The organism is Gordonia malaquae NBRC 108250, assembly GCF_000344135.1.
Classification (GTDB): Bacteria; Actinomycetota; Actinomycetes; order Mycobacteriales; family Mycobacteriaceae; genus Gordonia; species Gordonia malaquae.
In genome coordinates this window covers 103,042-123,686 of record NZ_BAOP01000014.1, presented here as the reverse complement: position 1 = coordinate 123,686, position 20,645 = coordinate 103,042, and the positions used below count along the sequence as shown (strand labels likewise).

Genomic DNA, 20,645 nt, shown 5'->3' with positions numbered 1-20,645 from the left:
CTGTGGGAATCGAAGAACAGCTTCCCGGCGGACTGATGCTGACGACCGTCGAGAAGCTCGCCGGGTACATGCGGAAAGGCTCCCTCTGGCCCGCGACCTTCGGGCTCGCGTGCTGCGCGATCGAGATGATGGCGACCACCTCCGGCCGCTACGACCTCGCGAGGTTCGGCATGGAGGCGTTCCGCGCGTCGCCCCGTCAGGCCGACCTGATGATCGTCGCAGGCCGTGTCAGCCAGAAGATGGCGCCCGTTCTCCGCCAGATCTACGACCAGATGGCCGAACCGAAATGGGTCCTCGCGATGGGCGTCTGCGCGTCGTCCGGCGGGATGTTCAACAACTACGCGATCGTTCAGGGCGTCGACCACGTGGTGCCCGTCGACATCTACCTGCCCGGCTGCCCTCCTCGGCCCGAGATGCTGCTGAACGCGATCCTCACGCTCCACGAACAGATCGGGCAGATGCCGCTCGGAGTGCACCGCGAGGAGGCGATCCGCGCAGCCGAGCAGGCTGCACTGTCGGCGAAACCGACCATCGAGTTCACCGGGCTGCTGCGATGAGCGGCGAACTCATCGGCGCCCGCCACGGCCTCTTCGGCGCCTCCGGCACCGGCGACACATCCGGATACGGTCGGATGATCGCACAGGTCAACCTGCCTGGCAGCTCGGAACGGCCGTTCGGCGGCTACTTCGACGAGGTCGCAGACGAACTCGCCGCAGGCCTCGGTCGGCGTGGCATCGCATTCGACGCGGCGGTCGAGAAGATCGTCGTCTACCGCGACGAGATGACGATCCATGTGACCCGAGAGAATCTGCCCGCGGTCGCGTCGACGATGCGCGACGAGCCGTCACTGCGGTTCGAGCTGTGCCTCGGCGTGAGCGGTGTTCACTACCCCGACGAGGCGGGTCGTGAACTGCACGCCGTCTACCCGCTCCGATCGATCACCCACAACCGGACGGCCCGCTTGGAGACGACGGCGCCCGACGCCGACCCGCATCTGCCGACCCTCTTCCGCGTGTACCCGACGAACGACTGGCACGAACGCGAGACGTACGACTTCTTCGGACTGATCTTCGACGGCCACCCGTCGTTGACGCGCATCGAGATGCCCGACGACTGGGAGGGCCATCCGCAACGCAAGGACTACCCGCTCGGCGGCATCCCCGTCGAGTACAAAGGCGCCACCGTCGCGCCGCCCGACCAGCGGAGGTCGTACAGCTGATGGCAGGCACCACTCATTCCGACTCCACCGCGTTCACCGTCACCGGCAACGACTGGGAGGACGTCGTGAACGCCGTCGCCGAACGTGCGGCAGCCGCCCAGATCGACGAGCGGATCGTCGTCAACATGGGCCCGCAGCACCCGTCCACCCACGGTGTGTTGCGCCTGATCCTGGAGATCGAAGGCGAGACCGTCACCGAAGCGCGCTGCGGAATCGGCTTCCTGCACACCGGGATCGAGAAGAACCTCGAGTTCCGCACCTGGACGCAGGGGGTCTCCTTCGTGACGCGGATGGACTATCTGTCGCCGTTCTTCAACGAGGCCGCCTACTGCCTGGCCGTGGAGAAGCTGCTCGGCATCACCGTCGACATCCCCGCGCGAGCCACCGTCATCCGTGTGATCCTGATGGAGCTCAACCGCATCACGTCGCACCTCGTGGCGTTGGCGACCGGCGGGATGGAGCTCGGTGCGGTGACGCCGATGTTCCTCGGATTCGGCTCCCGCGAGAAGATCCTCGACCTCTTCGAGGAGATCACCGGACTGCGCATGAATCACGCGTACATCCGACCCGGCGGTGTGGCCGCCGACCTGCCCGACGGTGTGATTCCGAAGATCCTCGCCGTTCTCGACGCTCTCCCCGACGAGATCGCGGAGGTCGAGGCACTGCTCACCGAGAACTACATCTGGAAGGCCCGAACGAAGGGAGTCGGCTTCCTCGACCTCACCGGATGCATGGCGCTCGGCGTCACCGGACCAGTCCTGCGTTCGACCGGCCTGCCGCACGACCTGCGCAAGACCGCGCCGTACTGCGGCTACGAGGACTACGACTTCGACGTCGTCACCAACGACGCCTGCGACTCGTACGGCAGGTACCTGATCCGCATCGAGGAGATGCGGCAGTCCATCAGGATCGTCCGACAGGCCATCGACAAGCTCGAACCGGGACCGGTGATGGTCACCGACCGCAAACTGGCGTGGCCCGCCGATCTCGCCGTCGGGCCGGACGGACTCGGCAACTCCCCCGAGCACATCGCCGAGATCATGGGCATGTCGATGGAGGCGCTGATCCACCATTTCAAACTCGTCACCGAGGGCATGCGAGTTCCTGCGGGACAGTGCTACGTCTCGATCGAGTCGCCTCGGGGAGAGCTGGGTGTGCACGTGGTGTCCGACGGCGGCACCCGCCCGTACCGCGTCCACTTCCGCGACCCGTCGTTCACCAACCTCCAGGCCGTGGCCGCGATGTGCGAAGGCGGCCTCATCGCCGACGTGATCACAGCGGTGGCCAGCATCGACCCCGTGATGGGAGGCGTCGACCGATGAGCACACCTTCTCGGACCGTTCCGATCATGTTCACGACGTCGGAGCCCGTTCCCCCGATCTCGTTCGACGGGCCGGCGGACTACCCGACCGATGTGCTGGCGTCACTGACCGCGGAGTCGGACGACATCGTCGCGCGCTACCCGGAGTCGAGGTCGGCGCTCCTGCCGCTCCTGCATCTCGTCCAGAGCAACGACGGTTACCTCACCCGGGCCGGTGTCGCGTTCTGCGCCGACCGTCTCGGATTGACCACCGCGCAGGTCGCATCGGTCGCGACGTTCTATTCGATGTACCGACAGCAACCGACAGGCGAGTACCTCGTCGGAGTGTGCACGAACACGCTGTGCGCGGTGATGGGCGGGGACGCGATACTCGCGGATCTGACGCAGCGGCTCGGCATCGCCCCTGGCGAGACGACCCCGGACGGTTCGGTCACGCTCGAGCACGTCGAGTGCAACGCAGCCTGCGATCATGCGCCCGTCGTGATGGTGAACTGGGAGTTCTTCGACGCCCAGACTCCGGAGTCCGCCGCCCGCCTCGTCGCCGATCTGCAGGCCGGACAGCCGCCCGCCCCCAGCCGCGGCGCGCCGGCGTTGTGCACGTTCCGGCAGACCGCACGTCTCCTCGCCGGAGTCCCGGAGCAACCCGGAGGTGCGTCGTGATCGTCATCGACCAGCCCACCCCGGGCGCGGAGGCGGCAGAAGCGCCCGTGCTGTCCAAGCACTGGTCCGACGACGAGTCGTGGCTGTTGCAGAACTACGTCCGTCAACACGGCTACCAGGGGCTCAAGGCTGCGCTGGCGATGACCCCGGATGACGTGATCGAGCTCGTCAAGGCGTCCGGCCTGCGCGGGCGCGGCGGCGCCGGTTTCCCGGTCGGGCTGAAATGGTCGTTCATCCCCCAGGGCGAGGCGTCGGCCAAGCCGCATTACCTCGTGGTGAACGCCGACGAGTCCGAGCCCGGCACGTGCAAGGACATGCCGCTGATGCTGGCGTCGCCGCACATGCTGGTGGAGGGCGTGATCATCGCGGCGTACGCCATCCGGGCGAGTCATGCGTTCATCTACGTGCGCGGTGAGGTCGCCTCAGTCATCCGGCGACTACGCGGCGCAGTGGCCGAAGCGTATGAGGCCGGTCTGCTCGGCAGGAACATCTTCGGGTCCGGATTCAGTCTCGACCTCGTGGTGCACGCGGGAGCGGGCGCCTACATCTGCGGCGAGGAGACCGCACTCCTGGACTCACTCGAAGGACGCCGCGGCCAACCACGCCTGCGTCCTCCGTTCCCCGCCACCGCGGGCCTGTATGCGAGCCCCACCGTGGTCAACAACGTCGAATCGATCGCCAGCGTCCCGTCGATCCTGCGCAACGGCGTCGACTGGTTCCGGTCTATGGGGACCGAGAAGTCACCCGGTTTCACCCTCTACTCGCTGTCCGGCCACGTCACGCGGCCCGGCCAGTACGAAGCGCCGCTCGGCGTCACCCTCCGCGAACTCCTCGACCGCGCCGGCGGGATCCGCGCAGGCCACGAGCTCAAGTTCTGGACACCGGGCGGTTCGTCGACGCCGATGTTCACCGCCGAGCACCTCGACGTGCCCCTCGACTACGAAGGCGTCGGCGCGGCGGGTTCGATGCTCGGTACCAAGGCCGTCCAGCTCTTCGACGAGACGACGTGCGTGGTCCGCGCTGTGCTTCGGTGGACCGAGTTCTACAAACACGAGTCGTGCGGCAAGTGCACGCCGTGCCGCGAAGGCACCTATTGGCTGGTCCAGATCCTGCAGCGCATCGAGAACGGTGACGCCACCGAAGCAGACCTCGACCTGCTGACCGACACCACCGACACCGTCGTGGGCAAGAGTTTCTGCGCGCTCGGCGACGGCAGCGGCAGCCCGATCACGTCGTCGCTGCAGTACTTCCGCGACGAGTACGTCGCTCATCTCGACGGCCGGGGATGCCCGTTCGATCCCGCGTTGTCGACCGTCTTCCACGAGGGGGTGCACTGATGCCCGAAGCCGCGGCCGACGATCAGGTCACCGTTGTCATCGACGGCACGGAGGTCTCCGTGCCCACCGGGACGCTGGTGATCCGAGCCGCCGAGATGATCGGCGTCGACATCCCCCGATTCTGTGATCACCCACTGCTCGCCCCGGTCGGCGCGTGCCGCCAGTGCCTCGTCGACGTCGAAGGTCTCCGCAAGCCGATGGCGTCGTGCACCACCGTGGTGAGCGACGGGATGATCGTCCGCACGCAGCATTCGTCGGAGGCCGCGGCCAAGGCGCAGAGCGGCGTCATGGAACTGCTGCTCATCAATCATCCGCTCGACTGCCCGACGTGCGACAAGGGCGGCGAGTGTCCTCTGCAGAACCAGGCGATGTCGGCCGGCCGCTCCGAGTCGCGTTTCGCCGGTGTGAAGCGGACGTACACGAAGCCGGTCCCGCTGTCGTCGGAGGTCCTCCTCGACCGGGAGCGCTGTGTGCTCTGCGCACGCTGCACCCGATTCGCCGACGAGATAGCGGGCGACCCGTTGATCGCCCTGTCCGACCGCGGAGCGTTGCAGCAGGTGAGCGCGTATCGGGAGCCTGGAGCGGCCCCCGAGGCCACCACCGATGCGCCATTCGATTCGTACTTCTCGGGGAACACTGTGCAGATATGTCCGGTCGGCGCGCTCACCGGGGCGGCGTACCGCTTCCGCGCACGCCCGTTCGACCTGGTGTCGTCGCCCGGCGTGTGCGAGCACTGCGCGTCGGGCTGCGACCAGCGAACCGACCATCGGCGTGGAAAGGTGCTGCGCCGTCTCGCAGGCGACGATCCGGATGTCAACGAAGAGTGGAACTGCGACAAGGGCCGGTGGGCGTTCGCATACACCCGGGAGCCGGACCGCATCGTCTCACCACTCGTCCGAGGCGACGACGGAGTGTTGCGCCCGGCGTCGTGGCCGCACGCGCTGTACACCGCTGCCGCCGGTCTCGCGGCGTCGGGCGCGCGCTCGGGTGTGCTCCTCGGCGGACGGTGCACCGTCGAGGACGCGTATGCCTACGGAAAGTTCGCACGGGTGGTGCTCGGGACGTCGGACGTCGACTTCCGGGCGCGGGCCCATTCCGGGGAGGAGGCGCAGTTCCTCGCCGAGCACGTCGCGGGCACCGGGCTCGGCGTCACCTACGCCGCTCTCGAGGCGGCACCGGTTGTGGTCCTCGCCGGTCTCGAGCCCGAGGAGGAGTCTCCGATCGTCTTCCTCCGGCTGCGCAAAGCCGTCCGCGCACGCGGTCAGCGGGTGCACACGATCGCGTCGTGGTGCAGTCCCGGCGCACAGAAGTTGTCGGCCACCCTGCACTCGTGCGTGCCCGGCCACGAGGCGGAGGTTCTCGGCTCGGATGAGATGCGCGACCTCCTCACGACACCGGGTGCCGTACTGGTGGTCGGCGAACGACTCGCCACGAGCCCGGGAGCCCTGACCGCGGCAGCCGCTGCCGGGGCGCCGATCGCGTGGATCCCCCGCCGATCCGGCGAGCGCGGCGCGCTCGACGTCGGCGCCGCACCGGGCCTGCTGCCCGCCGGCCGACCGGTGCGATCCGAACGTGCCCGAGCCGACATCGCCGAGATCTGGGGCGTCGACGTGCCCGCCGAGACCGGTCGTTCGACGTCGCAGATCCTCGACGCTCTGATCAGCGGAGACCTCGACGGCGTGGTGATCGGCGGCGTGGAACTCGACGATCTCCCCGACCCCGGACACGCCGCGCGTGCACTGCAGTCGGCCGAGTTCGTCGTCAGCCTCGAACAGCGCGCCAGCGACGCCACTCGCCACGCTGACGTCGTGTTCCCCGTCGCGGCGGCACCGGAGAAGTCGGGCACCTACCTCGACTGGGAGGGCCGGCCACGACCGTTCGATACTGCTCTGCCCGTCGGGACCGGCAGTGTCCCCCTCTCGGATCACCGCGTGCTCCACGCACTCGCGGAGCAGATCGGCATCGACCTCGGATGCGACACCTCCGAGGGCATCCACGCCGAGTTCGCCCGCATCGGCGCGTGGCGAGGTGAACGTCACGCCTCCGCTCCGTCCGCATCCGTCGAAGGCCCGGTTGCGGGTCCTGGCCAGGCAGTCCTCGCATCGTGGCGGATGCTGCTCGACCTCGGCCGCATGCAGGACGGCGAACCGAATCTCGCCGGGACCGCGCACCGCGCCGTGGCCCGACTGTCGTCCGCCACTGCAGCGAGCATGGACCTCGTCGACGGCGACGATGTGCAGGTGTCGACATCACGAGGGTCGATCACCTTGCCGCTCGTGATCACGGACATGCCGGACCGTGTGGTGTGGGTGCCGATGAACTCCGTCGACTCCCGCGTCCACGCGACGCTCGGCGCGACCCCGGGCGACGTCGTTGAGATCGGAGCACCACGATGACTGCGGCGAGCACCGTGTTCCCGACACTGCACAGTTTCGGACACGACACGTGGTGGCTGATCCTCGCGAAGTCGATCGGCATCTTCGTGTTCCTGGTGCTCACGGTGCTCGTCGGGATCCTCGCCGAACGCAAGATCATGGCGCGCATGCAACGCAGGCTCGGACCGAACCGAGTCGGGCCCGGCGGCCTGCTGCAGAGCCTCGCCGACGGTGTGAAGCTCGCGCTCAAGGAGGGGCTCACTCCGGCCGGCGTCGACAAGGTGATCTACCTGCTGGCGCCGATCATCTCGGTGGTCCCCGCGATCACCGCGTTCGCCGTCATCCCGATGGGCCCCGAGGTGTCGGTCTTCGGCCACCGCACTCCCCTTCAGTTGACTGATCTGCCCGTCGGGGTGTTGTTCGTGCTGGCTGTCACCTCGATCGGCGTCTACGGGATCATCCTCGCCGGGTGGGCGTCGGGATCGACGTATCCGCTGCTCGGCGGCCTGCGCTCGACGGCACAGGTCATCTCCTACGAGATCGCGATGGGTCTGTCGTTCGCCGCGGTGTTCCTGCTGTCGTCGACGATGTCGACATCTGAGATCGTCGGCGGCCAACAGCACCACTGGTACGTCCTGCTCGTCCTCCCGTCGTTCGTGATCTACCTGATCTCGATGGTCGGCGAGACGAACCGCGCGCCGTTCGACCTCCCCGAGGCCGAAGGCGAGCTCGTCGGCGGGTTCCACACCGAGTACAGCTCCCTCAAGTTCGCGATGTTCATGCTCGCCGAATACGTCAACATGGCCACCGTGTCCGCGCTGGCGACCACGCTGTTCCTCGGTGGGTGGCAGGCGCCGTGGCCGCTGTCGATGTGGGACGGCGCGAACTCCGGATGGCTGCCGCTGGTCTGGTTCACGGTCAAGATGTGGATCTTCCTGTTCGGGTTCATCTGGCTGCGGACCGCACTTCCCCGCCTTCGGTACGACCAGTTCATGAACCTCGGCTGGAAGGTGTTGATCCCGATCGCCCTCGGCTGGGTGCTGGTGGTCGGCATCATCACTCAGGCCACCCGACACGCCTCGGAACTGACGTCGTCGTTGCTGCTCGCCGCCGCCGGTCTGCTCGTGACCGGGCTTCTCGTATACGCCATCGCTCGCCTGTCCCGAACCTCTGGCGCCGCGTCCCGGTCCCCGAGCGCCTCGCCCCGATCGTCGAGCGGAGTCGAGACGTCCGAACCGTTCGACCCGATGGCCGGAGGCTTCCCCGTTCCACCGCTTCCGGGGCAGGTCGTCCTCTCGCCTGCCCTCGCCGCGGCCAGTCGCCCCGTCGAGTCGAAGGAGAGTGAGTGATGTCGGACGGTCTCAAGCCGATCGCAGGTTTCGGCGGAACGTTCTCGTCGATGTTCCGCAAGCCGGTCACCGAGCAGTATCCGGAGGAACGACGCCCGTCGCTGCCGCGTACTCATGGACGGCACCAACTCAACAGGTACGACGACGGGCTGGAGAAGTGCATCGGCTGCGAGCTCTGCGCGTGGGCGTGCCCGGCCGACGCGATCTGCGTCGAAGGCGCGGACAACACGGACGAGGAACGCTTCTCCCCCGGTGAGCGGTACGGCCGGGTCTATCAGATCAATTACCTGCGGTGCATCGGCTGCGGCCTCTGCGTCGAGGCCTGCCCGACGCGAGCGCTGACGATGACAGGCGACTACGAGATCGTCGGCACCAGTCGGGAGTCGATGATCTACGAGAAGGACCGACTTCTCGCACCGCTGGGTGACGACATGACGGCGCCTCCACACCCGATGGCCGACGGCGCACGACCCGAGAATTACTACCGGGGCGACGTGGGACCGGACGGCATGCGATGAGTCTGGTGAGCGCGGCCGCGCCGCTGATGGAGACGTCCGGCGCCGAGGCCGTGACGTTCTGGGTGCTCGCCGTGATCGTCGTCATCGGCGCGCTCGGCGTGGTCCTGTCGCCGAAAGCCGTCTACTCGGCGGTGTTCCTGGCGATGACGATGATCATCCTCGCCGTCTTCTACGTGATGCAGGGCGCATTGTTCCTCGGTGTTGTGCAGGTGGTGGTCTACACCGGCGCGGTGATGATGCTGTTCCTGTTCGTGCTGATGCTCATCGGCGTCGACTCCGCCGATTCGCTGGTGGAGGCCGTCCGCGGCCAACGACTGGTGGCGATCGGCCTGTCGGCAGGGTTCGGGATCCTGCTTGTGACGGCGATCGGCACCGCCTCGATCGCTCCCTTCATCGGTGCGCCCGACGCGAGCCGCGGGACGTCGCCGGGTGGGGGCAACGAGAACATCCGAGCGCTCGCCGAACTGATCTTCGTGCGGTACTTGTGGGCGTTCGAGTTGACCGGCGCGCTTCTGATCACGGCGACACTCGGTGCGATGGTCCTCGCTCACCGGCGTCCGACAGCACCCGTCCGTGGACAACGCGAACAGTCCATCGAGCGCTTCAAGACCGGGCACCCGACTCCGCTGCCCGCACCCGGCGTCTACGCACGTCACAACGCCGTCGACATGCCCGGTCGGCAGGCCGACGGCAGCCCGTCGCTGCTCTCGGTCAATCGGAATCTCACTCCTCGGCTCCCGGAGTCGGGCCGCGCCGCCCCACAGCTGAGTCCCCAGTCGTCGAGGAGTCCCCAGTCGTCGAAGAGTCCCCAGCCTTCGACGAGTCCCCGGCCTTCGACGAGTCCCCGGTCTTCGAGCGGAGTCGAGAAGTGAACCCCGCCAACTACCTCTACCTGTCCGCGATCATCTTCGCGATCGGAGCGTCCGGGGTTCTGCTGCGTCGCAACGCGATCGTGGTGTTCATGTGTGTCGAGTTGATGTTGAACGCTGCGAACTTGGCGTTCGTGACGTTCGCACGGATGCACGGCAGCTTCGACGGACAGGTGATCGCGTTCTTCACGATGGTGGTCGCCGCCGCCGAAGTGGTGATCGGACTGGCGATCATCATGACGATCTTCCGCACACGACGGTCCGCGAACGTCGACGACGCCAACCTGTTGAGGCGATGACCCCGTGACGCAACTCTGGATCATTCCCGCACTGCCCGCCCTCGGCGCAGCGCTCCTCCTCGTGCTTCCCCCGGTCCTTGATCGAAGCGCACCGGCGGGCCGAAAGGCTGCCGACACCTGGGGTCCTCTTCTCGCGACGGCACTCGCCGCCGGATCGGCGGTTGCCGCGATCGTCGCGTGGATCTCCATGATCGGCCGCGACGTCGGCGACCGCACCGTCTCCGACGACCTGTACTCATGGGTGCCGGTGGGGAGTCTTCGAGTCGACTTCGGCCTGCAACTCGATCAGTTGTCGATGTGCTTCGTCCTGTTGATCACCGTGGTCGGGACGTTGATCCACGTGTACTCGCTCGGCTACATGGCCGACGATCCGGACCGTCGACGGTTCTTCGCGTATCTGAATCTCTTCGTCGCGGCGATGCTCGTGCTCGTCCTCGCGAACAACTATCTCGGCCTGTACCTCGGCTGGGAAGGCGTGGGAGTCGCGTCGTACCTGCTCATCGGCTTCTGGCAGCACAAGCCGTCGGCGGCGACGGCCGCGAAGAAGGCGTTCGTGATGAACCGTGTCGGCGACATGGGGCTGGCGATCGCGATGATGATCATGTTCTCGACCTTCGGGTCCGTCGACTTCGACACCGTGTTCGCGGGCGCCTCGGGGGCGAGCGACGCCGCGGTGACCGGCATCGGATTCATGCTGTTGCTCGCAGCCTGCGGCAAGTCGGCGCAGGTGCCGCTGCAGGCGTGGCTCGGCGACGCGATGGAAGGCCCGACCCCGGTGTCGGCGCTGATCCACGCCGCGACCATGGTCACCGCTGGCGTCTACCTGATCACCCGGTCGGGTCCGGTCTTCGACCTCGCGCCGAACGCGCAGACCGCGGTCACCGTGGTCGGCGCCGTGACGCTGCTGTTCGGCGCGATCATCGGCTGCGCGAAGGACGACATCAAGAAGGCGCTGGCGGCGTCGACGATGAGCCAGATCGGCTACATGATCCTCGCGGCAGGTCTCGGTCCCGCCGGCTACGCCGTCGCGATCCTGCACCTAATCACACACGGCTTCTTCAAAGCCGGTCTGTTCCTCGGCGCGGGCTCGGTGATGCACGCGATGAACGACGAGACGGACATGCGCCGCTTCGGCGGGCTCCGGACCGCGATGCCGATCACTTTCGCCACGTTCGGCCTCGGGTACCTCGCCATCATCGGAGTGCCGCCGTTCTCGGGATTCTTCTCGAAGGACGGCATCATCGAAGCCGCGCTCGCCGAGGGAGGGGTTCGCGGATGGCTGCTCGGCGGTGCGACCGTTCTCGGGGCCGCGATCACCGCGTTCTACATGACCCGCGTGATGGTCCTGACGTTCTTCGGGCCGGCCAGGTGGCGGGACGACGCGCACCCGCACGAGTCGTCCGCATCGATGACCGCCCCGATGATCGTGCTCGCGATCGGTTCGGTCGGCGCAGGCGCGCTCCTCGCGATCGGCGGGTCGCTGACGGACTGGCTCACACCTGTCGTCGGCGAGGCGCCCGAGCACCACGGTTCCGTCCCGGCGTGGGCCGTCACGACCATCGTCCTCGTATGTGTCGTCGCAGGCGCCGCCGTCGCATGGGCCAAGTACGGACGACAACCGGTTCCCACGACACCGCCGGACGACGTGTCGATGCTGACTGTCGCGGCGCGTGCCGACCTGTTCGGCGACACCGTCAACGAGAAGGTTTTCGCGGGTCCGGGGGCACTCGCGACGGCCGGCCTGGTGACGGTGGAAGAGCGTGGACTCAGCGCGGTTCCGACAGGCATCGGCGCGGCCGTCATGGGCACGTCGACCGTCGCCCGACGTGCTCAGAACGGGTTCGTCCGCTCGTACGCTCTGTCGATTCTCGCCGGAACCGTGGTGATCGCCGCGCTGACGATGGTGGTGAACGTCCTATGACGATGCCCTGGCTCACCGTGTTGTGGCTGCTCCCCGCAGCCGCATCCGCCGTGGTGATGTTCCTGCCCGCGGCCCGCGCCCACAACGCGAAGGTGATCGGCGTCGGCGCAGCCCTGCTGGTGCTGGTGTGGTCGGTGATCATCGCGGCCCGTTTCGAACCCGGCGGCGGGCGTTTCCAGATGACCGAGGATCTGAGCTGGATCCCGCAGTTCGGAGCCCGCTACTCGCTCGGGTTGGACGGCGTCGGACTCGCCTTGATCCTCCTCACCACTGTCCTCACTCCCCTCCTGTTGCTGGCAGGGTGGCGGGACGCAGACTCCACCGCGACTCCGTCGGCCACACCCGAGAACGGGCAGGGCAAGAGCGTCCACATCTACATCGCCCTGCTGCTCGCGGTCGAGGCGATGGTGCTGATGAGCTTCGTCGCGACCGATGTGCTGTTGTTCTACATCTTCTTCGAGGCGATGTTGATCCCGATGTACTTCCTGATCGGCGGCTTCGGGACGACCGGTCCCGGAGTGCGTGCCGAACGGTCGCGGGCGGCCGTGCAGTTCCTGCTGTACAACCTGTTCGGCGGACTCGTCATGCTCGCCGCGGTGATCGGACTGTATGTCGTCGCCGGCCGGTTCAGCTTCGAGTCGATCTCCACCGCCGTGGCGGACGGCGCCCTTGAGATGTCGCCGACCACACAGAACCTCCTGTTCGCGGGCTTCGTATTCGCATTCGCCGTGAAGGCCCCGCTCTGGCCGCTGCACACGTGGCTGCCCGACGCCGCCGTCTCCACCACTCCGGCCGCGGCCGTGATGATGATGGCGGTGATGGACAAGGTGGGCACGTTCGCGATGCTGAGGTTCTGCATCGGCCTGTTCCCCGACGCCTCGGAGACCTTCGCCCCGGTGTTGTGCACTCTTGCGGTCGTCAGCATCGTCTACGGCGCAGTGATGGCGATCGGCCAGACCGACGTGATGCGGCTCATCGCCTACACGTCGATCTCGCACTTCGGTTTCATCGTGCTCGGCGTTTTTGCGCTCACCGATCAGGGCCACGTCGGCTCCACTCTCTACATGGTCAATCACGGCATCTCGACGGCTGCCCTGTTCCTGATCGCGGGGTTCCTCGTCTCGCGTCGCGGCAGTTCGTTGATCAGCGACTACGGCGGTGTGCAACGCCTCGCACCGGTGTTGTCGGGGACATTTCTGATCGCAGGCCTCGCCACCCTGTCTCTTCCCGGGCTGGGACCGTTCATCAGCGAGTTCCTCGTCCTGATCGGAACGTTCGTGCGGTATCCCGCGGCAGCCGTGATCGCTTCGCTCGCGTTGGCCCTGTCGGCCGTCTACATCCTCTGGACATATCAGCGAATGATGGGCGGCCCTGCGCCGGACGGTGCGGACAAGCGCATCACCGATCTCGGGGTGCGGGAGAAGGTCGTCGTCGCACCGTTGATCGTCCTGTTGTTCGTCCTCGGGTTCTTCCCCCGGATCATCCTGGACTTCGTCGATCCGGCCGCACCGGCGACGACCTCGACCACTGCCAACGACGGAGCAGACCGATGACCGACGGACTCGTGCTTCCCTCGATCGACTACTACCGGCTCTCGCCGATGCTGATCGTGTTCGGTGTCGCCGTGGTCAGCGTCCTCGTGGAGGCCTTCGCGCGAAGCGAGGCGCGGTACCGCATTCAGCTCGGATTGTCCTGTGCGGGCATTGTCGCCGCGATGGTCGCGCTGGGATTCGTCGCACACACCGCCACAACGGACTCGCCACAGCAACGGACCCTCATGTCCGGCGCTGTCCTGATCGACGGCCCTGGGCTGTTCGTTCAGGCAGTCGTCCTCGTCGTCGCACTGGGAGCCGTCGCATTCATGGGAGAACGGCGGCTCGACAGGGTGTGGGCGCCCGCCGAGGTCCGGACTGCGGCAGGCAAACCGGCGGCGGTGGGATACGTCTCGACTCCGCTCGACGAACGGAGGACACGCTCCGACGACGCGGGTTCGGATGCCGATGCCGAACTGACAGCTGACGCATTCACGCCGTCCGGAGCCACCGTTCCCGGTTCGACGGACGAACTCGCCGCAGGACGCGCCGGGTTCTTGACGACCGAGGTGTATCCCCTCACGCTGTTCGCGGTGGGCGGCATGATGCTGTTCGGCTCGTGCGGCGATCTGCTGACGATGTTCATCGCACTCGAGGTGCTGTCACTGCCCCTGTATGTGCTGTGCGGTCTGGCTCGACGTCGCCGATTGCTGTCTCAAGAGGCGTCGCTCAAGTACTTCCTGCTCGGCGCGTTCGCGTCGGCGATCTTCTTGTTCGGGACCGCCTTCGCCTACGGTGCGAGCGCCTCGCTGTCGCTGCGGGAAGTCGGGCAGTCGTTGCAGACTGCGGACGATCGCACCTTCGGTGTGATCGCGCTGGTCTTGATCGCCGTCGGCCTGCTGTTCAAAGTCGGCGCCGTTCCCTTCGGGTCGTGGGTCCCGGACGTCTACCAGGGCGCTCCCTCTCCGGTCACATCGTTGATGGCATCCGCGACGAAGGCGGCCGCTTTCGGCGCCCTGCTCCGTGTGCTGCACGTCGGATTCCCCGACCTGGCCGACATCGCGCGCCCCGCGCTGTGGACGATAACGATCGCCACAATGGTGATCGCGACCTTCATGGCCGTCACCCAGCGGGACTGCAAACGCATGCTTGCGTACTCGTCGGTTAGTCACGTCGGCTTCGCCCTCGTCGGGGCGATCACTCTCTCGCGGGACGCCCTCGCGGGCACTCTGTTCTACATCGCCGTGTACGCAGTGTCCGCGTTCGGCGCATTCGCGCTGATCAGCGTGGTGCGCGATGCGACCGGCCGAGAGGAGTCCGACCTCCGCGCGTGGGCCGGACTGGGTCGCGAGCATCCCCTCGTGGGCACGATGATGTCGATCCTTCTGCTCTCCTTCGCGGGCATCCCGCTCACCGGCGGGTTCATCGGCAAGTTCGCAGTGTTCTCGGCCGCAGGCCAGGAGGGCGCGTGGCCGTTGGTGATCATCGGAGTCGTGTGCAGCGCGATCGCCGCCTACTTCTACGTGCGGGTGATCGTCGCGATGTTCTTCTCCGATCCCCCGGAAGGTGCCCCCACCGTCGCTCACCCGAGCCTGCTGACCACCATCCCGATCGCGATCAGCGTCGGCCTCACGATCGCTCTCGGCATCGTGCCCGCCTGGCTGCTCGACGTCTCCCACGACGTGGCGACGTTCCTCGGATAGATGACTTGAGGATCACGGAACCCCACGACCTTGCAGGAACGTAACGCCGGGGTGCGTTTCGTCCACCACACCTGTGCGACTTTTGCGGCACAACGTTCCGCGTCTACTCCGCTCGGTCCGGCCGTCGCAGCACCCGCAGGCGCCGCCGCAACGGTACGTCCGCCCCGGCTACGAGCAGCAGCCACAGCAGTGGGGACCTCCACCCGGCGTCTAGAACAGCCTGATCACTGCAGTTTTCTGCGGTACACGAGCATGGCGACGGCGTAGGCCGCGACGAGCAGCGCGACGCACCAGCCCAGTGCGATCCAGATCCCGTCACCGACCGGTTGCTCCGCAAAGAGGTTTCGGATCGCGTCGACGATCGCGGTGACCGGCTGGTTCTCCGCGAAGGCCCGCACTGGACCGGGCATGCCGGCTGTCGGGACGAATGCCGAACTGACGAACGGCAACAGGATCAGCGGATAGGAGAACGCAGTCGCCCCGTCCGGCGAACTCGCGGTCAGCCCCGGGATCACCGCAAGCCATGTCATCGCGAGCGTGAACAGGCAGAGGATGCCCACGACAGCCAACCACGCGCCCGGCCCGGCGCTCGTGCGAAACCCCATCACGGCGGCCACGATCAGCACGATGAGCACCGATACCGCGTTCGCCACCATCGATGTGAAGACGTGCGCCCACAAAACACTCGTCCGACTGATCGGCATGGACACCAGCCGTTCGACGATCCCGCCCTGCATGTCCTGGTACAGGCGGAACGCGGTGTAGGCGACTCCCGACGCGATGGTGATCAGCAGGATCCCCGGCAGCAGATAGTCGACGTAACGCTGAGCTCCGGTGTCGATCGCCCCTCCGAAGACGTAGACGAACAGCAGCATGAACGCGATCGGCATGACCGTCGTCGTGATCACCGTGTCGACACTCCGCGTGATGTGTCGCAACGACCGACCGAGAAGGGTCAGAGTGTCGGAGACGGCTGTCGAGCCGAGAGCCTGAGTAGTCATGCCGATCTCCTGAGGTCGTCGTCTCCGACAACGGCGAGGAACACGTCCTCCAGCGTCGGCTGCTTCTCGATGTACTCCACTTCCGCGGGTGGCAGGAGCCGTTTGAGGTCGGCGAGGGTGCCGTCGACGATGATCCGCCCCTCGTGGAGGATCGCGATCCGGTCCGCGAGGTGCTCGGCCTCGTCGAGATACTGCGTGGTCAGGAGCACTGTGGTCCCACTGTCGGCGAGTTCGCGAACCGAGTTCCACACGTCGATGCGGGCCTGCGGATCCAGTCCGGTCGTCGGCTCGTCGAGGAAGACGATCGGCGGGTCGCCGATCAAACTCATCGCTATGTCGAGGCGTCGCCGCATACCGCCGGAGTAGGTGCCGACTCGACGCGCGCCGGCGTCGGTAAGACCGAACCGGGCGAGCAGATTGTCGGCGACCATGCCCGGATCCTGCTGGTGACGCAGCCGTGCGATGAGCACGAGGTTCTCGCGACCCGTCAGTATCTCGTCGACGGCGGCGAACTGCCCGGTGAGGCTGATCGCCTGACGGACGCTCCGTGCCTGCCGTCCGAGGTCGTGCCCGTTGACAGTCGCAGTCCCGGTATCGGCGGACAGGACTGTGGCGAGGATCTTGACGAGGGTGGTCTTCCCGGTGCCGTTGGATCCGAGCAGCGCGAAGACTGAGCCTCTGGCGACGTCCAGGTCGACACCGTTGAGGACTGCATGGTCTCCGTAACTCTTGGTCAGCCCACGAACGCTGATCGCGTTGTCGGTGTCGGTCATCGTGGTGTCCCCTCATCGCCGACGGCCTTGGTGATGGTGTCGTTGAGACGGTCGCGTTCGCGGCCGATCCACTGGCCTTCGGGGTAGTTGCGCTGGAATTCTTCGGCGAACTCGACGGGGTTGTCCCCGACGATGCCGCGGACATCGACGCCGTCGGCGACGCTCTGCTCGAACAGGTCGGTGAGGTCTTCGAGCATCGACGTCAGGTTGTCGCTGTCGCCGGGTCCGAAATACATCAGGTAGCGAGCGAGTGCTTCAACGGTTTCCCGGTGCGGAGTCGGCAGAGCAGCGACTCGCGCCTGGTAGGCGCGGTAGCGCTTCTTGTCGCCGACGATCTTGCTGATGATGGACATGTCAGTTGGCTCCTCGGTGCAGGTGTTCGATTCGGTCGGACAGGAATGTCCACGTACGCCAGAACTCGTCGAGTTCCGCGCGCCCGGCGTCGTTGAGTGAGTAGACCTTTCGGGGTGGCCCCTTCTCCGACGGGACCTTCTCCACGTCGACGATGCCGCGCTTCTCGATGCGGACCAGCAGTGCGTACACAGTGCCTTCCGCGATGTCGGCGAAACCCTCGTCGCGCAGCCGCGCGGTGATCTCGTACCCGTACGCCGGCGCGACCGCCAGCACCGCGAGAACGATTCCTTCGAGCGTGCCCTTGAGCATTTCGGTGATCTGTTTTCCCACAACCCTCCCACTACTAAGTGACGTTGACTACCAGTACATAGTAACGCTGAATAGTGGAATGGCAAGAGGCCCCTCGAGTTCGATCCCGACCGTGCGGGGCCGCGGTTCAGGGAGTCAGGACAGGAGGTCCAGGCCGGATGCGATGGTTGAGATCTCACGCGCGAGGCGATGGTCGAGCTCGGTGATCTCATCGCCGGCATCGTGCGTGATCAGTGTGAGAACCACCGATCCGTACCGGAAGTCGATGTCCGGGTGATGGTTCGCCGCCTCTGCGGCCGCGACGACTCGCGTGACGAACTCGAGACCGCGGACCATTGTTCTGGTGCGGAATCGCGCGACGAGCCCACCGGGTGTCGCCGTCCAGCCTGCTGTTGAACTGCCGTCGCCCATCACTCCACGATGGCACGATGGAGAGCGTGTCGAAAGGCCTCCCATGACGATGCTGCACGTAGATGGAATCGATCTCGCCGCCGACCGACGCGGCCCGGCCGAAGCGCCGACGGTCCTACTGATCGCAGGCGGCGGCCAGTCGATGGACTGGTGGACACCTGAATTCTGCGACGCCCTCAGTGCAGGCAGCCTCCAGGTGATCCGCTATGACCACCGCGACACCGGCCGATCGTCGCAGTCCCCGCCCGGCCGCCGACCCGACTACACGGGCGACGATCTGGTGACAGACGCGCTGCGAGTGCTCAACGCCTTCGACGTTGAGCGCGCCCACCTCGTCGGCATGTCGATGGGCGGCGGAATCGCGCAGACTCTCGCCGTGCGCCATCCCGATCGTGTCGCGTCGGCGACCCTGGTCGAGTCGAGTCCGGCCGGAGGCGACCACGGCTCGCTGCCCGGACCGACTGCCGCGGTCGCCGCCACGTGGACCGAACCCGCCCCCGACATCGATTGGGCCGACGTCAACTCGGTGATCGACTATCGCGTCGACGTCGAACGGCCCTACGCCTGCCCAGACCGATTCGACGAAGCCCGCGTCCGGCGCATCGCATCCCTCGAGGTCCGCCGCACCGCGAACGTGGAGTCGTCGATGTCCAATCACTTCGTTGCAGCTCCGTCCGGCGGCGTCGATCCCGCCATGATCGCTGCACCGACGCTCGTCGTTCACAGCGTGGACGATCCGATGTATCCGGTTGAGCACGGCCGGGCGCTCGCCGCAATGATCCCGGGATCCCGGTTTCTCGAGTTGGCCGGAGTGGGACACGAGATTCCGCCGCCACAGTCATGGGACGTCGTGCTTCCCGCGATCAGGCAGCTCGTGTCGGCGACGCCTTGACTCGAAACCTCGAGCGGAGGTCCCGCGAGATCTTCACGGCGTGGTCGGCGGGATCTCGGTCCCTGTTCGTGTCAATACGCCGCCCTCGAACGTGAAGCCTCCACCATCGCTGTTGCAGGTGATCCCGTCGGGCAGTGCGGTGCACGCGAGGGCACCGATCGTGATTCGACTGCCAGCGGGGAGTGGCTTAGCTCCCGGCGGCCCGCTCTCTTGAATGGTCGCCTCAGTCCCCTCTGCGGTGACCCGGATCGAGTTCGGTGCGCCGACGAATATGTCGTTCTTCACGTCCGGCGTCCCCGCCGGGAAGCTGGCCGAACAGTAGACGGCGGCATCCATGCCGTTCATCGCCGGTGCTGCCGCGCATTCCTTTCCTGCGGCATAGGTCCACCGGTAGTAGCCCGGCGAACCGGCCGTCGCGAACTCAGCCGGATCCACCTCGACGATTCGAGGTTGGGTTTGTGTACTGGCCACCGTCCGCGTCGATGCCGTCGTCGTTGTGCTGGTGTCCACGCCGCTCGCGGCGTCGGATGCGCGGTCATCGGCACACCCCGCCAACACTCCCATCAGCCCGATCGCGGTCACGGCCGTTACAGTGCGCTTCATCCCGAACTCCCCCTTTGTCGATTTCCGTGATGGTATCCCCCACCCCCGACAAATCTGTCGAGTGGCCGGTGCGGCCCGGGCGATTTGTTCACACTGACGACACTGTGGACGTCAGCTCCTCTCGCACCGCCCGTAGAGCGACGACTCCCCGGCGAATCGGCACGGCGTCAGCGACCGAACACGTAGGTGTCGTTGACGAAGCCGCTCGCCCGGCCGGAGAACGCGACCCCGGATGCGGACCGCGCACCGAGGAGTCGATGCAGGAGTGTTCCGGGATCGGCGGTGACCGTTCCGACGCCCGCCGCGGGTGCCCCGATCCGCATGTTCGAGTTGGTCGTCACGACGAATCGCCCGGCGGAGTCCTTCGTCCACAGCTGGTAGACCACGCCGGGGTTCGGGACTTCCACACTGGACGGGAGGAGGATCGGCGTGGTCCGCGCCCGAGCCGACGACGGAGCGAGCGAACCACCCGCCGACGCGGTCATGATGCGCGGAACCGCACCGTTCGAGCCGCGGTCGAGGGAGATGTCGGCCATCTCGGTTCGGTAGCCCGCCCTGGACTTCGTCTCCGACAGCAGTCGGTTCGTGTCGAGTTGCGACAGCATGAAGATGTTCTCGGTAACCAGATCCGGCAGTTGGCGGGATTCCACCCGCCGCGGCGGCACCACTGACAATGCGGCCTCAGACAGTTTGAATGCCGGAATCGGGTGTCCGTTTACTCTTGCGCCCGCACACTTCGACGTCTCGACAAGCAGGGTGGCCGCATCTGCCAGCCGGAAGCCCGCGGGCAGCAGAGCCTGCGCGCGTCGCTTCTGCGACGGCGTCAGACTGATCGTCACACCGAGGTTCTCGCAGTCGTGCGAGATGACGGTCGAGACGAGGCGCGGCGTGGACGCCGCCGCAGAACTGCCTGCCGGCGCGACGGCGATGAGTGCTGCAAACGCAGCCGCACAGGCGATGGAACGTCGAAACACGGAACCCCCGGACTACAAACAGCGAATGTCGGTCACGTCTGCGCAGAACGCTACGTCACTTCAGTCCGCTCAAGTCCGCTCATCACAACTGATGACACAGATTCACCCCCGTCACTCGTTGATCCGACATGCCGGTCAAACTTCTACGCTGATCGTCAGCGAGCGGCCGCATCTCCATCGCCGCGCGTTCCATTCGCAGCAGCAGCGTACCGCTGCGAGGACGTG

The 20,645-nt window shown here is 66.6% G+C and carries 21 protein-coding genes; 14 read left to right on the top strand and 7 right to left on the bottom strand.

Annotated features, from left to right (window positions below):
* Positions 1–2: 2 nt before the first annotated feature.
* Genes GM1_RS11325 through nuoN form a run of 13 tightly spaced genes read left to right on the top strand, consistent with a single transcriptional unit; the run spans position 3 to position 15,103 of the window.
* Entirely contained in the window at positions 3–557 is a 555-nt protein-coding gene (locus GM1_RS11325; protein WP_008378934.1) for a NuoB/complex I 20 kDa subunit family protein, read from the top strand.
* Positions 554–1,219: an NADH-quinone oxidoreductase subunit C gene (locus GM1_RS11320; RefSeq protein WP_008378932.1), complete on the top strand. Its 666-nt coding sequence runs from the start codon at positions 554–556 to the stop codon at positions 1,217–1,219. Before GM1_RS11325 ends, GM1_RS11320 begins: the two co-directional genes overlap by 4 nt.
* On the top strand, positions 1,219–2,541 hold the full coding sequence (nuoD, locus tag GM1_RS11315) for an NADH dehydrogenase (quinone) subunit D (protein ID WP_008378929.1): 1,323 nt from the start codon (positions 1,219–1,221) through the stop codon (positions 2,539–2,541). Before GM1_RS11320 ends, nuoD begins: the two co-directional genes overlap by 1 nt.
* Positions 2,538–3,200 carry an NADH-quinone oxidoreductase subunit NuoE gene (nuoE, locus tag GM1_RS11310; RefSeq protein ID WP_008378927.1) on the top strand — a complete coding sequence of 221 codons (663 nt, stop codon included), beginning with the start codon at positions 2,538–2,540 and terminating at the stop codon, positions 3,198–3,200. The genes nuoD and nuoE overlap by 4 nt, the downstream gene beginning before the upstream one ends.
* The gene (nuoF, locus tag GM1_RS11305; protein WP_008378924.1) at positions 3,197–4,537 is read left to right on the top strand and encodes an NADH-quinone oxidoreductase subunit NuoF; all 1,341 of its coding nucleotides are present in this window, start codon (positions 3,197–3,199) and stop codon (positions 4,535–4,537) included. The genes nuoE and nuoF overlap by 4 nt, the downstream gene beginning before the upstream one ends.
* The gene (locus GM1_RS11300) at positions 4,537–6,933 is read left to right on the top strand and encodes an NADH-quinone oxidoreductase subunit G (protein ID WP_008378922.1); all 2,397 of its coding nucleotides are present in this window, start codon (positions 4,537–4,539) and stop codon (positions 6,931–6,933) included. Before nuoF ends, GM1_RS11300 begins: the two co-directional genes overlap by 1 nt.
* Positions 6,930–8,261, top strand: coding sequence for an NADH-quinone oxidoreductase subunit NuoH (nuoH, locus tag GM1_RS11295; RefSeq protein ID WP_008378921.1), 1,332 nt, complete (start codon positions 6,930–6,932; stop codon positions 8,259–8,261). The genes GM1_RS11300 and nuoH overlap by 4 nt, the downstream gene beginning before the upstream one ends.
* Positions 8,261–8,779, top strand: a complete 519-nt coding sequence (gene nuoI, locus GM1_RS11290; RefSeq protein ID WP_008378920.1) for an NADH-quinone oxidoreductase subunit NuoI — start codon at positions 8,261–8,263, stop codon at positions 8,777–8,779. Before nuoH ends, nuoI begins: the two co-directional genes overlap by 1 nt.
* The gene (locus GM1_RS11285; RefSeq protein ID WP_008378917.1) at positions 8,776–9,651 is read left to right on the top strand and encodes an NADH-quinone oxidoreductase subunit J; all 876 of its coding nucleotides are present in this window, start codon (positions 8,776–8,778) and stop codon (positions 9,649–9,651) included. Before nuoI ends, GM1_RS11285 begins: the two co-directional genes overlap by 4 nt.
* Positions 9,648–9,947, top strand: a complete 300-nt coding sequence (nuoK, locus tag GM1_RS11280) for an NADH-quinone oxidoreductase subunit NuoK (RefSeq protein ID WP_008378915.1) — start codon at positions 9,648–9,650, stop codon at positions 9,945–9,947. The genes GM1_RS11285 and nuoK overlap by 4 nt, the downstream gene beginning before the upstream one ends.
* Before the next feature lie 4 nt (positions 9,948–9,951).
* On the top strand, positions 9,952–11,868 hold the full coding sequence (gene nuoL, locus GM1_RS11275; protein ID WP_008378914.1) for an NADH-quinone oxidoreductase subunit L: 1,917 nt from the start codon (positions 9,952–9,954) through the stop codon (positions 11,866–11,868).
* On the top strand, positions 11,865–13,421 hold the full coding sequence (locus GM1_RS11270) for an NADH-quinone oxidoreductase subunit M (RefSeq protein WP_008378912.1): 1,557 nt from the start codon (positions 11,865–11,867) through the stop codon (positions 13,419–13,421). The genes nuoL and GM1_RS11270 overlap by 4 nt, the downstream gene beginning before the upstream one ends.
* Positions 13,418–15,103, top strand: a complete 1,686-nt coding sequence (gene nuoN / locus GM1_RS11265; protein ID WP_008378910.1) for an NADH-quinone oxidoreductase subunit NuoN — start codon at positions 13,418–13,420, stop codon at positions 15,101–15,103. The genes GM1_RS11270 and nuoN overlap by 4 nt, the downstream gene beginning before the upstream one ends.
* Positions 15,104–15,327: 224 nt before the next feature.
* Here the strand turns inward: nuoN and GM1_RS11260 are convergent, their stop codons facing one another.
* The 5 genes from GM1_RS11260 to GM1_RS11240 all read right to left on the bottom strand — a co-directional run bounded on the left by GM1_RS11260 (position 15,328) and on the right by GM1_RS11240 (position 17,951).
* Positions 15,328–16,104 (bottom strand): ABC transporter permease, encoded by a 777-nt coding sequence (locus GM1_RS11260; RefSeq protein ID WP_008378909.1) that lies wholly within the window; start codon positions 16,102–16,104, stop codon positions 15,328–15,330.
* Positions 16,101–16,877 (bottom strand): ABC transporter ATP-binding protein, encoded by a 777-nt coding sequence (locus GM1_RS11255; RefSeq protein ID WP_008378907.1) that lies wholly within the window; start codon positions 16,875–16,877, stop codon positions 16,101–16,103. The genes GM1_RS11260 and GM1_RS11255 overlap by 4 nt, the downstream gene beginning before the upstream one ends.
* Positions 16,874–17,230 carry a DUF1048 domain-containing protein gene (locus tag GM1_RS11250; RefSeq protein ID WP_008378906.1) on the bottom strand — a complete coding sequence of 119 codons (357 nt, stop codon included), beginning with the start codon at positions 17,228–17,230 and terminating at the stop codon, positions 16,874–16,876. Before GM1_RS11250 ends, GM1_RS11255 begins: the two co-directional genes overlap by 4 nt.
* 1 nt (position 17,231) lies before the next feature.
* Positions 17,232–17,561 (bottom strand): PadR family transcriptional regulator, encoded by a 330-nt coding sequence (locus GM1_RS11245; protein ID WP_008378904.1) that lies wholly within the window; start codon positions 17,559–17,561, stop codon positions 17,232–17,234.
* Between the two features lie 114 nt (positions 17,562–17,675).
* On the bottom strand, positions 17,676–17,951 hold the full coding sequence (locus GM1_RS11240; protein ID WP_157435955.1) for a 4a-hydroxytetrahydrobiopterin dehydratase: 276 nt from the start codon (positions 17,949–17,951) through the stop codon (positions 17,676–17,678).
* Between the two features lie 43 nt (positions 17,952–17,994).
* On the opposite strand from GM1_RS11240, the gene GM1_RS11235 reads away from it, so the two are divergent.
* Positions 17,995–18,843: an alpha/beta fold hydrolase gene (locus tag GM1_RS11235; RefSeq protein ID WP_008378900.1), complete on the top strand. Its 849-nt coding sequence runs from the start codon at positions 17,995–17,997 to the stop codon at positions 18,841–18,843.
* A gap of 33 nt (positions 18,844–18,876) precedes the next feature.
* Here the strand turns inward: GM1_RS11235 and GM1_RS11230 are convergent, their stop codons facing one another.
* A complete protein-coding gene (locus tag GM1_RS11230; RefSeq protein ID WP_008378898.1) occupies positions 18,877–19,446 on the bottom strand; it encodes a hypothetical protein in 570 nt (189 codons plus the stop codon).
* A 167-nt stretch (positions 19,447–19,613) separates the two neighbouring features.
* Positions 19,614–20,420, bottom strand: coding sequence for a hypothetical protein (locus GM1_RS11225; RefSeq protein ID WP_008378896.1), 807 nt, complete (start codon positions 20,418–20,420; stop codon positions 19,614–19,616).
* Positions 20,421–20,645: the final 225 nt, after the last annotated feature.